Raw genomic sequence first — 17,432 nt, forward strand, 5'->3', positions numbered from 1 at the left:
GAGTGGTTCGGGTTCGGTCCGGACGATGTGTGGACGTTGTTTCATTCGTATGCGTTTGATTTCTCGGTGTGGGAGTTGTGGGGTCCGCTGTTGCACGGCGGGCGTTTGGTGGTGGTGCCGTTCGAGACGTCGCGGTCGCCTGAGGCGTTTTTGCGGTTGTTGGCGGCGGAGCGGGTGACGGTTCTGAACCAGACGCCGTCGGCCTTTTACCAGTTGATGCAGGCGGATCGGGAGGAGCCGTCGCCGGGTGTCGAACTCGCTTTGCGGACTGTGGTGTTCGGTGGTGAGGCGCTGGAGCCGGCCCGGCTGGCGGACTGGTATGCGCGGCACGCGGACGACGCTCCCGTTCTGGTGAACATGTACGGGATCACCGAGACGACCGTGCACGTCACCCACACCGCCCTGGACTCAGGGTCCGCCGGTGATCCCTCCAGCGTGATCGGTACGCGGATTCCGGATCTGCGGACGTATGTGCTCGACCGATGGCTGCGTCCCGTACCGGCAGGTGTGGCAGGGGAGTTGTACGTCTCCGGGCCCGGTCTCGCCCGGGGATACCTGAACCGTCCGGCGCTGTCGGCCTCCCGTTTCGTCGCCGATCCCTACGGCCCGCCCGGCTCCCGCATGTACCGGACCGGCGATCTGGTGCGATGGCGTGCCGGGCAGGCCGACAGCGTGCTGGAGTACGCCGGCCGCGCCGACGATCAGGTCAAGGTGCGCGGGTTCCGGATCGAACTCGGGGAGATCGAGGCCGCGTTGGCGGCTCATCCCGAGGTCGGTGACGTCGCCGTCGTCGCCCGACAGGACCGGACCGACGACACACGTCTCGTCGCCTATGTGGTCCCGGACGAGGACGGGGAGGTCCGCGCGGATGTCCTTCGGGGGCATCTGCGTGAGCGGTTGCCGGAGTACATGGTTCCGGCGGCGTTCGTCACGTTGGAAGCGCTGCCGTTGACCGCCAACGGCAAACTGGACCGGAAGGCCCTCCCCGAACCGGAGTTCACGCCGACCGCGGCCGGACGGGCGCCGCGTACCCCGCAGGAGCAGGTGCTCGCCGAGCTGTTCGCGGAAGTGCTCGGTGTCGAGCGCGTCGGCGTGGACGACGACTTCTTCGGGCTGGGCGGTCACTCCCTGCTCGCCACGCGTCTCGTCGCTCGGGTCCGTGCGGCTCTCGGGGCCGAACTCGAACTGCGCGCGCTCTTCGAGACGCCGACCGTGGCAGGGCTGGCGGAAGGGCTGAGCGCTGCCGGGGCGGCGCGGCCCGCGCTGGTGCAGGTCAGGAGGCCGGAGCGGTTGCCGCTGTCGCACGCGCAACGCCGCCTCTGGTTCCTGCATCAACTGGACGGGAGCAGCGCGGCCTACAACATCCCGCTCGCCTGGCGACTGGACGGCCCTCTCGACCGTGCCGCGCTCATCGAGGCGCTCGCCGACGTCGTGGCCCGGCACGAGGTCCTGCGCACCCTCTACCCGCAGTCCGGGGACGGAGCGCCCCACCAGCTCGTCCTGGACCCCGACCAGGCTCGCCCCACCCTGTCCCTCACCGAAATCCACAAGAGCGGCAAGAGCGGCAAGGGTGGCAAGAGCGATAAGAGAGACAAGAGCGACCCGGTCGACGAGAGCCATGTGAGCGACGGGACCGAACTGGCCCGCCTGCTCGACCGTGCAGTGCGCCGCCCCTTCGACCTCGCCGCCGAAACGCCGCTGCGCGCCGAGCTGTTCGGCACCGGAGTCGACCGGCACGTACTCCTCGTCGTCGTGCACCACATCGCGGGCGACGGCTGGTCGCTCGGGCCGCTGTCGAGGGACCTGGCGACCGCCTACGCGGCCCGCCGCGCCGGACAGGAGCCCGACTGGGCGCCGCTGCCGGTGCAGTACGCCGACTACACGCTATGGCAGCGTGAACTGCTCGGCGGACCCGACGACCCCGACAGCCTGTTCGTCCGTCAGGCCGCCCATTGGACGAGCACGCTGGAAGGGCTCCCGGAGCAGATCCAGCTGCCTGCCGACCGACCCCGTCCGGCGACGCCGTCCTTCCACGGCCGCCGGCTGCCCGTGGCCCTCGACGCCGAGCTGCACACCGCTCTGCTCGGTCTGGCCCGGCAGCACGGCGCGAGCCTGTTCATGGTGCTCCAGGCCGGACTCGCCGCCCTGCTCAAGAAGCTGGGCGCAGGGGACGACATCCCCGTCGGCAGCCTCATCGCCGGCCGCACCGACGAGTCCCTGGACGATCTGGTCGGCTTCTTCGTCAACACGCTCGTGCTGCGGACGGACACGTCCGGCGACCCGAGTTTCAGCGAACTCCTCGGTCGCGTACGGGAGTCCGCCCTCGGGGCCTACGCCCACCAGGAGCTGCCGTTCGAGCACCTGGTGGAGGCGCTGAACCCGGCCCGGTCGCTGTCCCGCCAGCCGCTGTTCCAGGTCCTGCTCGCGCTGCAGAACGTTCCGCGTGGCGACTTCGATCTGCCGGGCGTGCACGCCGAGATCCTGCCGGTGCACCACGCCACGGCGATGTTCGACCTGTCGTTCCACCTGAGGGAGGGCGGAACCGGCGAAACGGGGGGCGTCCACGGTTACATCGAGTACGCCACCGACCTGTTCGACGACACCACCGTCGAGCTGCTGCTCGCCCGCTGGACGCTCCTGCTGCGCGAGGCGGTCGCCCACCCCGACCGGCCGATCGGCCGCCTCGCCGTCCTCCTCGACGGCGAACGGGACCGGCTCCTCGCGACGGCGGCCGGGCCGACGTCGGCCGACGTCGGCCTTCCCGAGCTGCTGCGGGCCCAGGTGCGGGCCACTCCGGACGTGCCCGCGGTCGTTTTCCAGGACACGGTCCTGACGTACGGCGAGCTCGACGTCCGGGCCAACCGGCTCGCGCACGCGCTCGTCGGCCGGGGGATCGGCCCCGAGTCGGTCGTCGCGATCGCGCTGCCCCGCTCGGCCGAGCTGGTCGTCGCGATCCTGGCGGTCCTCAAGACCGGCGCCGCCTATCTGCCCATCGACCCCGAGTATCCGGCCGCCCGCCGAGCGTTCATGCTGGAGGACGCCCGTCCGGCCCTGGTGCTCGACGACCTCGCCCTGCTCGACGCCGACCTCGAAACCGCTTCCCCCTCCGCTTCCGGCCTCGACGCCCACCTCGAGACCGACCCCGAGGCAGCGATCGACGGGCGTCATCCCGCCTACGTCATCTACACCTCCGGCTCCACCGGTCGGCCCAAGGCCGTCGTCATGCCCTCGGCCGCGCTCGTCAACCTCCTGCGCTGGCATCACGCCAGTGTCGGCGGCGGCCCCGGCACGCGTACCGCGCAATTCACCGCGGTGAGCTTCGACGTATCGGTGCAGGAAACCCTTTCCGCGCTGCTGTACGGCAAGACGCTCGTGATCCCCACCGAGGAGCAGCGGCGCAGCGGCGAGCTGCTCACCGCCTGGCTGGAGGCGCACCGCGTCGAGGAGCTGTTCGCGCCGACCCTGGTGTTGGAGGCGGTCGCGCAGGCGGCCGAGGAACACGGCCGGGACCTGCCGTGGCTACGGACGATCGCCCAGGCCGGCGAGGCGATGCGGCTCGGCGACGCGCTGCGCCGGTTCCACGCCCGTCGCCCGGACCGGCGTCTGTACAACCACTACGGCCCCGCGGAAACGCACGTCGTCACCGCTTACACGCTCCCCGCCGACCTCGACGACTGCCCGTTGCCGGTGCCCGTCGGCCGGCCCGTCGACCACACCCGCGCGTACGTCCTCGACGCGGCGCTGCGCCCCGTACCGCCCGGTGTGCCCGGCGAGCTGTACCTGGCGGGGGCCTGCCTCGCCCGCGGGTATCTGAACCGGTCCGCCCCGACGGCCGAGCGCTTCGTCGCCGACCCCTACGGGCCGTCCGGCGCCCGCATGTACCGCACCGGTGACCTCGCACGGTGGCGCGGGGACGGCGAGCTGGAGTTCCTCGGCCGCGCCGACCACCAGGTGAAGGTACGCGGTTTCCGCGTCGAACCGGGCGAGGTCGAGGCCGCGCTCACCGGTCACCCGACGGTCGCGCAGGCCGTCGTCGTATCCCGCGACGACCGGCTCGTCGCCTACGTGGTCCCGGCCGCCGGGGCGAGTGTCGTACCCGTAGCACTCCGGGACCACCTGCGCGACCGCCTCCCCGACTACATGATCCCGTCACGCACGGTCACCCTGGAGGCCCTCCCGCTCACCCCCAACGGCAAGCTCGACCGTGCCGCCCTGCCCGACCCTGCCCCGGACGCGCGGGGGAGCCGCGCACCGGGCACTCCCCAGGAGCAGATCCTCTGCGACCTGTTCGCCGAGGTGCTGGGGCTCGAACGCAGCGGCCTCGACGACGACTTCTTCGACCTCGGCGGCCACTCCCTGCTCGCGACCCGCCTCGTGTCCCGCGTCCGCGCCGCCCTCGGCGTCGAACTGCCTCTGCGCCACCTCTTCGAGGCCCCGACGCCGGCCGGTCTCGCCGCCCGCCTCGACGGGGCGGCCGAGGCCCGCCCGGCCCTGATCCCGGGCACACGGACAGGGCGGCTGCCGCTGCCCCTGTCGTTCGCGCAGCGCCGCCTGTGGTTCCTGCACCGGCTGGAAGGCGCGGGCGCCACGTATCACATGCCGCTGGCGCTGCGGCTGCGCGGCCCGCTCGACCGGACCGCGCTCAGCGCGGCGCTCGCGGACGTCGTGGGCCGGCACGAGACCCTCCGCACGGTGTTCCCGCACACCGACGGCGTACCGCACCAGCGGATCCTGCCCGCGGCCGACGTGCAGATCCCGCTCACGGTCACCCCGTCGAACGAGGCCGACCTGCCCGGGCAGTTGACCGCCGCCGCCCAACGCGACTTCGACCTGGCCACCGAACTGCCCCTGCGCGCCGACCTGTTCGTACTCGGCGAGGCGCAGGGGCCGACGGGACCGGAAGCCGAGCACGTCCTCCTCCTCGCCCTGCACCACATCGCCGCCGACGGCTGGTCCCTGCGCCCGCTGTCGAGGGACCTGGCGACCGCCTACGCGGCCCGCCGCGCCGGGCACGAGCCCGACTGGGCGCCGCTGCCGGTGCAGTACGCGGACTACACGCTCTGGCAGCGCGAGCTGCTGGGCGACGAGTCGGACACGGAGAGCACCTACGCACGCCAACTCGCCTACTGGACCGACACACTCACCGGCCTGCCCGACCGCCTCCGGATCCCCGCCGACCGGCCGCGCCCCGCAGAGGCCACCCATCGCGGCGGCCTGCTCGCCACCGGCATCGACGCCGAACTGCACGGAGCGCTGGCCGCCCTCGCCCGCCGCAACGGCGCCAGCCTGTTCATGGTGCTCCAGGCAGGTCTCGCCGCCCTCTGCACCCGTCTCGGCGCCGGCACCGACATTCCCGTCGGCAGTCCCTTCGCCGGCCGCACCGACGAGTCCCTGGACGATCTCGTCGGGTTCTTCGTCAACACGCTGGTGCTGCGCACGGACACGTCCGGCGATCCGAGTTTCACCGAACTCCTCGGTCGCGTACGGGAAAACGCTCTCGCTGCCTACGCCCACCAGGACGTTCCCTTCGAGCACCTGGTCGAGGCACTGAACCCGGCACGCTCCCTCTCCCACCACCCGCTGTTCCAGACGCTGCTGGCCGTCCAGAACGTCCCCGACGGCGAATTCCTCCTCGACGGCCTGGAGACCTCGCCCCAGCCCCTGCGCACCGGCACCGCCCGGCTCGACCTGGCCTTCGCCCTCACCGAACGCCGACGCCGGGACGGCGCCCCCGACGGGCTGGACGCCCTCGTCGAGTACAGCGCCGACCTCTTCGACGAGGACAGCGTCCGTACCCTCTTCGAGCGGTGGGTGCGGCTCCTGACCGCCGCCGTCGCCGCACCGGACCGTCCGATCGGCCGCCTCGACGTCCTCGATGCCGACGAACGGCACGCCCTTGTGCACGGCGACCACCACGCCACCGAGGTACCGAAAGCCACGTTCCCCGAACTGTTCCGTGCGCAGGCTGCCCGTCGGCCGGACGCACTCGCGGTCGCATCCGCCGGGGCACAGGGCGACGACGGTTCCGATGGCCGGCATCAGCGGCTGACGTACGCCGAACTCGACGCACGGGCCAATCAGTTCGCGCAGGCTCTCGTCGGGCGGGGTGTGGGTGCGGAGGACGTCGTCGCTCTCGTGCTGCCGCGTTCGGTGGATCTGGTCGTGGCCGTTCTGGGGACGATGAAGGCGGGCGCGGCATACCTGCCCGTCGACCCCGAGTACCCCGAGGCGCGCATCGCGCACATGCTTGAGGACGCTCGACCGGCGTTGGTCGTCGACGACTTGGGCTTCGTCGCCGACTGCCCGGAGTCCGATCCCGGCGTTCCCGTGGACGTACGGCATCCCGCCTACGTCATCTACACGTCCGGTTCGACCGGTCGTCCCAAGGGCGTCGTCGTCACGCACGGTGGAGTGCCCGGCCTGGTCGCGGCTCAGGTGGAGCGGCTCCGTCTCGACGACTTTGGTCGTGTCCTCCAGCTCAGCTCGCCGAGCTTCGACGCCTCCTTCTGGGACATGTGCGCCGCACTGCTCACCGGGGCCTGCCTGGTCCTCGCCCCGACCGATGCACCGCTGTCGGGCCTGACCGCCGACATCACGCATGTGACGTTGCCGCCGTCGGCGTTGGCGGCGGTCGAGGAGCTGTCGGTGTCGACCCTGGTCGTGGCGGGGGAGGCGTGTGCGCCCGAGCTGGTGGCGCGGTGGGCCGCCGGACGGCGGATGATCAACGCCTACGGCCCGACGGAGACGACCGTGTGCGCGACGATGAGCGCGCCCCTGTCGCCGTCGGGCGGGGTGCCGCCGATCGGGCGGGCGATCGCCGACGCCCGCGTGTACGTCCTCGACTCGGCCCTGCAGCCCGTCCCGTCCGGTGTGCCGGGTGAGCTGTATGTGGCCGGTGCCGGTCTGGCCCGGGGCTATCTGCGGCAACCGGGCATGACGGCCGGCCGTTTTCTCGCCGACCCCTTCGGCGTGTCCGGCAGCCGCATGTATCGCACGGGCGATGTGGTGCGTCGTCGCGCGGACGGTGAGCTGGAGTTCGTGGAGCGGGCCGATGAGCAGGTCAAGCTACGCGGTTTCCGCATCGAACCCGGCGAGATCGAGATCGTGCTCGCCGCGCACCCGGCCGTGGCGCACTGCGTCGTGACCGTGTGTGACGAGCGGCTGGTCGGGTATGTCGTGCCCGAGCGCGGGGCCGTCCCGCAGCCGGGCGTACTCCTCGCCTTCCTGCGCGACCGGCTGCCCGAGCACCTGGTCCCGAGTGCGGTCGTCCTGCTGGACGCCCTGCCGCTGACCCCCAACGGCAAGCTCGACAGGGCGGCCCTGCCCACGCCGGAGTTCGTGTCCGAGGCACCCGGGCGGGCGCCGCGCACCCCGAGGGAGCAGCTGCTGGCCGGGCTGTTCGGCGAGTTGCTGGGCGTCGAACGCGTCGGCCTCGACGACAGTTTCTTCGACCTGGGCGGGCACTCCCTGCTCGCCACCCGGCTCGTCTCGCGCGTGCGGGCCGTGCTGGGCACCGAACTCGCCCTGCGCACCCTGTTCGAGAAGCCGACCGTGTCCGGGCTGGCCGCGGCGCTCGACGTCGCGGGCCGGGCCAGGCCCACGCTGTCACCCGGAGACCGGCCCGAGCGCACACCCCTGTCGTTCGCGCAGCGCCGGCTGTGGTTCCTCCAGCAGATGGAGGGCGCCGGAGCCGGCTACAACATCCCCCTCGGCCTGCGGCTGTCCGGCCGGATCGACGAGCGGGCGCTGACCGAGGCGCTCGCAGACGTCGTCGCCCGGCACGAGGCCCTGCGGACCGTCTTCCCCGAGGCCCACGGCACCCCGTACCAGAAGGTGCTGGACCCCGACGCCGCCCGCCCGCGGCTGCGCGTGACGCCCACGGACGAGTCCCGGCTGACGGAGGCGCTCGCCGAAGCCGCCCGGCATCCCTTCGACCTGGCCGCCGAAGTCCCGTTGCAGGCCCACCTGTTCGCGCTGCCGGGAGGCGACGAGCACGTCCTGCTGCTCGTCATGCATCACATCGCCGGCGACGGATGGTCCACCGGACCGCTCTCCCGCGACCTCGCCCAGGCGTACGCGGCCCGGAGCGCGGGGCACAAGCCCGAGTGGGCGCCGCTGCCCGCCCAGTACGCCGACTACACCCTGTGGCAACGCGAGCTGCTCGGCGACCCGCTCGCCCCCGACAGTGTCTTCGCATCCCAACTCGCTTACTGGAAAGAGCGGTTGGCCGACCTCCCGGAGCAGCTCCAGCTACCCGCCGACCGGCCCCGCCCGGCGGTCGCCTCCTGTCGGGGCGAGCACCTGCCGGTCGAGCTGGACGCCGAGCTGCACGCCGGACTGGCCCGGCTCGCGCGTCGCTCGGGTGCGAGCCTGTTCATGGTGCTGAGGGCGGCCCTCGCCGCGCTCTTCACCCGCCTCGGCGCGGGCACCGACATCGCCGTCGGCAGCCCCATCGCCGGCCGCACCGACGAGGCGCTGGACGACGTCGTCGGGTTCTTCGTCAACTCGCTCGTCCTGCGTACCGACACCTCCCAGGACCCCTCGTTCGAGGAGCTGGTCCGCCGTGTCCGGGAGGACGCCCTGGGCGCCTACGCCCACCAGGACCTGCCGTTCGAGAACCTCGTGGAGGAGCTCAACCCGGCCCGCTCCCTTTCCCGACATCCCCTGTTCCAGGTGATGTTCGCGCTCCAGAACGCGCCGATGGGCGAGTTCGACCTGCCCGGTCTGCGGGTCGCCCCGGTGACCGTGCCCACCGGCACCGCCAAGTTCGACCTCGGCTTCAACCTGTACGAGAGGCACGACGGCGACGGCTCCCCGGCGGGCGTCGCGGGCGCCGTCGAGTACGCCACCGACCTGTACGACCGGGCCACGGTCGCGGACCTCGTCGACCGCTGGACCGGGCTGCTGCACGCCGTCGTCGCCGACCCCGCCCGCCCCGTGGGCCGCATCGACCTCCTCTTTGCCGACGAACGCCGACGACTGCTCCAGGACGCCAACGACACCGCCGTACCCGTCGACCCCGCCCCGCTGCCGACCGCCTTCGCACGGCAGGCGCGCACCACGCCCGACGCGGTGGCCCTCGCGGCGGGGGACGTCGAGCTGACCTACGCCGAACTCGACGCGCGCGCCAATCAGTTCGCGCAGGCTCTCGTCGGGCGGGGTGTGGGTGCGCAGGACGTCGTCGCTCTCGTGCTGCCGCGCTCCGTGGATCTGGTCGTGGCGATCCTGGGGACGATGAAGGCGGGCGCCGCTTACCTGCCCGTCGACCCCGAGTACCCGGCCACCCGCCGCCGGTTCATGCTCGACGACGCTCAACCGGCCTTGGTCGTCGATGACTTGGGCTTCGCCGCCGACTGCCCGGAGACCGATCCGGGGATCCCTGTGGACGTTCGGCATCCCGCCTACGTCATCTACACGTCCGGTTCGACCGGTCTTCCCAAGGGCGTCGTCGTCAGCCACGCCGGCATCGCGCATCTCGTGGCCGCGCAGGTCGAGAGGTTCGCCATCGACGCGAGGAGCAGGGTGCTCCAGTTCGCCTCGCCCAGCTTCGACGCCTCCGTGTCCGAGCTGTACACGGCCCTGTTGACCGGGGCGACGCTCGTGCTCGCCCCGCCGCACGATCCCTTGTCGGGCCTGACCGCCGACATCACGCATGTGACGTTGCCGCCGTCGGTGCTGGCGGCGGTCGAGGAGTTGTCGGTGTCGACGTTGGCGGTCGCGGGTGAGGCGTGCGCGCCGGAGCTGGTGGCGCGGTGGGCCGGCGGGCGACGGATGATCAATGCGTACGGTCCGACGGAGACGACGGTGTGCGCGACGATGAGTGCGCCGCTGTCGCCGTCGGGCGGGGTGCCGCCGATCGGGCGGGCGATCGCCAACGCCCGGGTGTACGTGCTCGATTCGGGGTTGCAGCCTGTTCCGCCCGGCGTTCCCGGTGAGTTGTACGTGGCCGGTGCCGGTCTGGCCCGGGGCTATCTGCGCCGACCGGGGCTGACGGCTTCCCGTTTCCTCGCCGATCCCTTCGGCGCGCCCGGCACGCGCATGTATCGCACGGGTGATGTGGTGCGGTGGCGTGCGGACGGCGAGCTGGAGTTCGTCGGGCGGGCCGATGAGCAGGTCAAGCTGCGCGGTTTCCGAATCGAACCCGGCGAGATCGAGTCCGTGCTCACTGCTCATCCGGCTGTCGGACGTGCCGTCGTAACCGTTTGTGACGAGCGACTGGTCGGCTACGTCGTGCCCGCCGCCCCCACTGCCGCCCCCGCTGGCGTCAGTGCCGCCGTTCCTGCTCCGGCCTCCGCAGCTCCTACGACAGGACCGGAACGTGACCACGGTCGGGAGCAGGACCACATCGACGGCTGGCGGGAGATCTACGACGCTCTCCCGCTCAGGGCTGCGCAGAGCGGCCTCGGTGACAACTTCACGGGCTGGAACAGCAGTTATGACGGACGGCCCATCCCCGAGGCGGAGATGCGCGAGTGGCGGGACGCCACCGTGGACCGCATCCGGAAGCTGAAGCCCCGCCGGATCCTGGAGGTCGGTGTGGGCACGGGCCTGCTGCTGGCCCGGCTCGCCCCGGACTGCGAGGCATACTGGGCCACGGACTTCTCCGCCACGGCCGTCGACGCGCTCGGTGAACACGTGGGCCGGGACCCGGCGTTGGCGGAGCGGGTCGTGCTGCGCACACAGCCCGCGCACGACATCGGCGCACTGCCCGGCGGGTTCGACACCATCGTCCTCAACTCCGTCGTCCAGTACTTCCCCGGCGTCGAGTACCTGCTCGACGTCGTCCGGAAGCTGACCTCGCTCCTCGCGCCCGGCGGGGCCCTGTTCGTCGGCGACGTGCGGAACCTGCGCACGCAGCGGGCCCTGGCCACCGCAGTCCATGCGCACCGGGCGGCCGACCCCGGCCCCTCGGGGGTCCGCCGGGCCGTGGAGCGGGCGCTGCGCGCCGAAGAGGAACTCCTCGTCGATCCCGACTTCTTCGCCGCGCTGTGCGGCCGGATCGACTCCGTCGCCGCGGTCGCCGTCGAGGTCAAGCGCGGTCGGCACCACAACGAACTCACCCGTCACCGCTACGACGTCACCCTGCACACCCGGCCCGCCGGGAAGTGGAACGGTTTCACGGAGGTCGCCTGGGGCCGTGGCGTGTCCACGGCGGACGACGTCCGCGACCTCGTCATCGCGGACGACCCCCCGCTCCTGTGGATCACGGGCGTGCCCAACGCCCGGGTCGGCGAGGAGGTCGCGGCGGACCGGGCGGCGCACGGGGACCACACCGACCCCACGCCCGGAGTCGACCCCGAGGTCTGGCACGCGCTCGCCGCCGCCACGGGTCGCCGGGCGCACCTCACCTGGGCGCCCGAGTCCCCCGACTCCCTCGACGTCGTCCTCGTGGACCCGGACCGGGCGGACGATCCGACCGCTCCGGTCGATGCGTACCGGCCGGCCCGCCCGGCCGGGGCGGCGCTCACCAACACGCCGGCTGCCGGCCGCACTCCCGGGGCGTCCCTCGTCCAGGACCTGCGTGACTTCGTGCGCGTACGGCTGCCCGAGCACCTGGTGCCGTCCGTGTTCGTCGTGCTCGACGAACTGCCGCTCACCGGCAGCGGAAAACTCGACCGGGCCGCCCTGCCCGACCCGGCCGCGCCGCGGAGCCGGGGGAGCCGGGAGCCGCGCACCCCGCAGGAGGAACTGCTCACCCACCTGTTCGCCGAGGTTCTCGGAGTCGGCCGGGTCGGTGTCGACGACAGCTTCTTCGACCTGGGCGGACACTCGCTGCTCGGCACCCGGCTGGTCTCCCGGGTGCGGGCCGCGCTCGGCGTCGAACTCGACGTCCGCGCCCTGTTCGAGGCGCCGACGCCGGCGCTGCTCGCCGTGCGGCTCGACACCGCCGGGGAGGCCCGGGCCCCGCTCACGGCCCGTGCGGTGCGCCCGGAGCGGGTGCCGCTGTCGTACGCCCAGCGTCGGCTGTGGTTCCTGCACCGGATGGAGGGACCGAGCGCCGCCACGTACGTCCTGCCGCTGGCGCTGCGGCTGACCGGTCCCCTCGACCGGACGGCGTTGCGGCTGGCCCTCGGCGATGTGGTCGGCCGGCACGAGAGTCTGCGGACGGTGTTCCCGGAGGCCGACGGGGCTGCGCACCAGCTCGTCCTGGACGTCCGCCCGGAGCTGCCGGTCACCGACGCCGACGAGGCGGGGCTGCCGGAGCTGCTCGCCCGAGCCGCACGGCGCGGGTTCGACCTCGCCGCCGAACCTCCCCTGCGCGCCGAGCTGTTCGCCCTCGCGCCCGACGAGCACGTGCTGCTGGTCGCCGTCCACCACATCGCGGGGGACGGCTGGTCGATGGGCCCGCTCGCGCGGGACCTGGCGACCGCCTACGCGGCACGCCGCGAGGACCGGACGCCCGACTGGGCCGCGCTGCCGGTGCAGTACGCCGACTACACCTTGTGGCAGCGGGAGTCGCTCGGCGAGGCGTCCGACACGGACAGTCGACTCGCTGCCCAACTCGCCTACTGGGTCGGGGCGTTGGCCGAGTTGCCCGTTCAGATCCCGCTGCCCTTCGACCGGCCTCGGCCCGCCGTCGCGGCGCAGCGCGGTGACACGCTGCCGATTCGCGTCGACGCGCGACTCCACCGTTCCTTGCGGGACTTCGCGGCCGAGCAGGGCGCCAGCGTGTTCATGGCGCTGCAGGCCGGTCTCGCCGCGCTGCTGAGCCGCCTCGGCGCCGGCGACGACATTCCCGTCGGCAGCCCGGTGGCCGGGCGTACCGACCAGGCGCTGGACGAACTCGTCGGGTTCTTCGTCAACACCCTCGTGCTGCGCACGGACACCTCCGGCGACCCGAGCTTCACCGAGCTCCTGCTGCGGGTGCGGGAGACGGCGCTGGCGGCCTACGCCCACCAGGACGTTCCCTTCGAGCACCTCGTCGAGATCCTCAACCCGGCCCGCACGCTCTCCCATCACCCCCTGTTCCAGGTGATGTTGGCGCTCCAGAACGCCCCCGGCGGCGGCCTCGGCAGCAGTTCGGGAGGCGCTTCGGAAGACGGTTTCGGCCTGCCCGGGCTGACGACCGAGCCGGTGGGCGTGCCGACCGGCGCCGCCCGCTGCGATCTCACCCTCAGCCTCGCCGAGCGGTACGCCGACGACGGCACCCCGCTGGGACTCGTCGGCGCCGTCGAGTACGCCACCGACCTGTTCGACGCCTCCACCGTGGCCACGCTCGTCGCCCGCTGGACCCGGCTGCTGGAGGCGGTCGTGGCCCGTCCCGCAGAGCCCATCGGCGGCATCGACCTGCTGTCGCCGGAGGAACGCCATCGCCTCCTGGTGCGGCACAACGACACCGGCTTCGTCCTGCCGGCCGCCCGCTCCCTGCCGGAGCTGTTCGCCGAACGGGTGCGCGCCACGCCCGACGCGGTGGCCGTGGTGAGCGGCGACGACCTGCTCACCTACGCCGATCTCGACGCCCGCGCCAACCGCCTCGCCCACGCACTCGCAGCTCAGGGCGTGGAGGCCGAGACGCCGGTGGCGGTGCTCATGGAACGCTCGGCCGACCTGGTCGTGGCGATCCTGGGCATCGTCAAGGCAGGCGGCGGATATGTGCCGCTGGATCCCGGTTTCCCGCCCGCCCGGATCGACCTCGTCGTCCGTGAGACCGCTGCCGCCCTCGTCCTCACCGAGGACGTGCTCACCGCGCTCCTGGCCACCGAATCCCGCACCGACGCGCCTCAAGTCGCCTGCCGTCCAGCCCAGTTGGCGTACGTGATGTACACCTCCGGCTCCACCGGCCGGCCCAAGGGCATCGCCGTCACCCACGCCGATGTGGCGGGGCTCGCGGCCGCACCGTGCTGGGGCAGCCACGAGCGGGTGCTGCTGCACGCGCCGACCGCGTTCGACGCGTCCACCTACGAGCTGTGGGTGCCGCTGCTGGGCGGCGGCCGGATCGTCGTCGCCCCGCAGGGCCGCCTCGACGTACGGGAGTTGTGCACGACACTCGCCGAACACCGGGTCACGGGGCTGTGGCTGACGGCCGGTCTGTTCCGGGTCGTGGCCGATGCGGAACCCGCCGGGCTCGCCGGGGTGCGTGAAGTGTGGACCGGCGGCGACGTCGTGTCCGCGACGGCGGTCGCGCGGGTGCTTCAGGCCTGCCCGGGCGTCCGGGTCGTCAACGGCTACGGCCCGACGGAGACCACTGCCTTCGCCGCCCACCACCCGATGGACGCCCCGCCCGACACCAGGCGCTCGGTGCCCCTCGGCCGCCCCATGGCCGGCATGCGGCTGTACGTCCTCGACGACCGGCTGCGGCCCGCCCCGGCCGGGGTGACGGGCGAGCTGTACATCGCCGGGACGGGCGTCGCCCGCGGCTACGCGGGCCGCCCCGCCGCCACCGCGGAACGCTTCACCGCCGATCCCTTCGGCCCGCCCGGCGCCCGTATGTACCGCTCCGGCGACCTGGCCCGGTGGCTCGACGACGGCACGCTGGAGTTCGCGGGCCGCGCCGACGACCAGGTCAAGCTACGGGGTTTCCGCGTCGAACCCGGCGAGATCGAGGCCGCGCTCGCCCGCTGCCCCGGAGTCGCCCAGGCAGCGGTCGTCGCCCGCGAGGACCGTCCCGGCGACCGGCGACTCGTCGCGTACGTCGTTTCTGGAAGCGGTTCCCGCTCTGAAAGCGGCGGCGGAACCGGTTACTTCGATGCGCACGCCGTCGCCGACCGGCTCCGTCGTGAACTGCCCGCTCCTCTCGTCCCTGCCGCCTTCGTCACGCTCGACGCACTCCCGCTGACCGCGAACGGCAAGCTCGACCGGGCCGCGCTGCCCGCCCCCGAGTACGGTCCCGGTGACGACGGCGCCGGGCGGGGTCCACGGACCCCGCACGAGCAGGTGCTGTGCGATCTGTTCGCCGAGGTGCTCGGCCGGGACCGGGTCGGCATCGACGACGGCTTCTTCGACCTGGGCGGGCACTCCCTGCTCGCCGCCCGTCTCGTCGCCCGGGTCCGCGACACGCTGGGCGCCGAGGTCGGACTGCGTACCCTGTTCCAGACCCCGACCGTCGCCGGACTCGCCGGACGTCTCGCGCTGCGCGACACCGACGACTCCCTGGAGGTCGTGCTGCCCCTGCGGCCCGAGGGCTCGGCCACCCCGCTGTTCTGCGTCCACCCGGGCGGCGGCATCAGCTGGTGCTACAGCGGGCTGCTCAGCCATCTCGCCCCCGAACACCCCGTGTACGCGATCCAGGCCCGCAGCCTCGGCCGCGACGAACCCCGCCCGACCTCCTACGAGGAGATGGCCGCCGACTACGTCCGGCAGATCCGCAAGATCCAGCCGGAGGGCCCGTATCTGCTCCTCGGCTGGTCGGCGGGCGGGCTCATCGCGCACGCCGTCGCCACGGAACTCCAGGGGCAGGGGCAGCGCACCGCCCTCCTCGCCGTCCTGGACGCCTACCCGGTCGTCGACCTCGCCTTCGACGAGACGCCCGTGCCCGGCGAGCGGGACGTCCTGGTCGGCATGCTCGACTGCGACCCGGACGAGGTGGGCGAGGACCCGCTGACCCACCAGGAGGTCGTCGAGATCCTGCGCCGCCGCGGCAGCGCCCTGGCCGGGCTGACGGAACGGCATGTCGAGGCCGTCGTCGCCATCATGATCAACAACGCGAGTCTGGCCCTCTCCTTCCGGCCCGCCGTGTTCCACGGCGACATGCTCCTGTTCAACTCCACCATCGACCGCGCCGAGGACTCCCCGGGCGCCGACGTCTGGCGTCCCTACGTCACCGGCGGCATCGACTCGTACGACATCACCGCACGCCACGACCGTATGACCCGGCCGGGCTCCCTCGCGCAGCTCGGCCCGCTGCTCGCCGCCCGGATCGCCGAGGTCCAGCGGCGCCTGCCGAGCCCGAACGGCTCCACCGTCCACAACCCGAACCCGAACCCGAACCCGAACCAGGAGAAGCCGTCGTGAACAACCCCTTCGAGGACCAGGACGCCACCTACCTCGTGCTCGTCAACGACGAGGCGCAGTACTCGCTGTGGCCCGCCTTCGCCGACATCCCCGACGGCTGGAGCGTCGCCCACCCCGAGGACTCCCGCGAGGCATGTCTGGAGTACGTGGAGAAGACCTGGACCGACATGCGCCCCAAGAGCCTCGTCGAGGCGATGGACGCCACGTCGTGAGCGGCGTCGCCGTCACCGCCGACGTGGGGGACTTCGCGGCGGTCATGCAGTCCGACGCGTTCCGCCGCGACCCCTACCCGACCTACGCCCGGATGCGCGCCGAGTGTCCGGTGTACCGCGCGCCGCAGGGCGTCTGGTACGTCACCCGGCACGCGGACGTCGAACAGGCCCTCGGCGACCTGCGGTTGTCGAACGACCGTGAGCGCATGACCGGCGCGCTGGTCGCCCGGGACGGCCGGATGCGCGACCTGAGCCGGCTCGCCGCGCGGCTCGGACGGGTCATGAGCAACACCGACCCGCCGGACCACGCGCGGCTGCGGAGCCTCGTCAACAAGGCGTTCACCGCGCGCCGGGTCGAGCAACTGCGGGGCAGGGTCCAGGAGGTCGTGGACCGGCTCGTCGACGACGCCGTCGACGCCGTCGACCCGGCGGGTACCGACGCCGACGGGTCCGTCGATCTGCTCGCCGCCGTCGCCTCGCCGCTGCCGCACACCGTCGTGTGCGAGCTGTTCGGCATCCCCGACGGCGACCGCGGCCGCGTCAAGGAATGGTTCCGCGGGCTCGGCCGGATCCACGAGGACATCGACCGCGCCGAGCGGGTCGTCGACGAGTTCGAGGCGTACCTGAGCCGGCTCGCCCAGGAGCGGCGCGCCGACCCCGGCGACGATCTGATCAGCGCGCTGGTCACGGCCCAGGCGCGCGGCGACCGGCTCACCGACCACGAGCTGCTGTCGACGTGCTTCCTGCTCATCACCGCGGGCGACGAGACCACGACGAACCTCATCGGCAACGGCGTCCTCGCGCTGCTGCGCCACCCGGACCAGCTGGCCCGGCTGCGCGCCGAACCGGCCCTGATCCGGACGGCCGTCGACGAGATCGTCCGCTACGACACTCCCAGCCAGGCCATCGTGCGGGTCGCCGCCGAGGACGTGCCCCTGGCCGGGTGCACCCTGCCCGCCGGCGACCTCGTCTTTCTGCTGCTCGCCTCGGCGGGCCGCGATCCCGACCGGCACGAGGACCCCGACCGGCTCGACCTGAGCCGGCCCGCCCACCGCCACCTCGGCTTCGGGCACGGGCCGCACTTCTGCCTGGGCGCGCCCCTGGCCCGGCTGGAGGCCGAGCTGGCCATCGGCACGCTGGTGCGCCGACTGCCCGATCTGCGCCTCGCCGTCGCACCGGAGGAACTGCGGTGGCGTCCCAACCCGCTGCAACGCCGTCTCACGGCGCTTCCGGTCACCTACACCACCGTCCTGGAGAGGAAGTGACCCG

General features: G+C 72.8%; 3 protein-coding genes. All 3 read left to right on the forward strand.

The features are described 5' to 3' along the window. Positions 1 to 15,951 (forward strand): amino acid adenylation domain-containing protein (locus AB0J04_RS20010; RefSeq protein ID WP_363169834.1); only part of this gene is annotated, 15,951 nt, incomplete at its 5' end. Continuing rightward, entirely contained in the window at positions 15,948 to 16,163 is a 216-nt protein-coding gene (locus AB0J04_RS20015; RefSeq protein ID WP_363169835.1) for an MbtH family protein, read from the forward strand. The genes AB0J04_RS20010 and AB0J04_RS20015, both read left to right, overlap by 4 nt. Then, the gene (locus AB0J04_RS20020; protein ID WP_363169836.1) at positions 16,160 to 17,428 is read left to right on the forward strand and encodes a cytochrome P450; all 1,269 of its coding nucleotides are present in this window, start codon (positions 16,160 to 16,162) and stop codon (positions 17,426 to 17,428) included. The genes AB0J04_RS20015 and AB0J04_RS20020 overlap by 4 nt, the downstream gene beginning before the upstream one ends. Positions 17,429 to 17,432: the final 4 nt, after the last annotated feature.

This window comes from Streptomyces sp. NPDC050263, from assembly GCF_040655955.1.
Classification (GTDB): Bacteria; Actinomycetota; Actinomycetes; order Streptomycetales; family Streptomycetaceae; genus Streptomyces.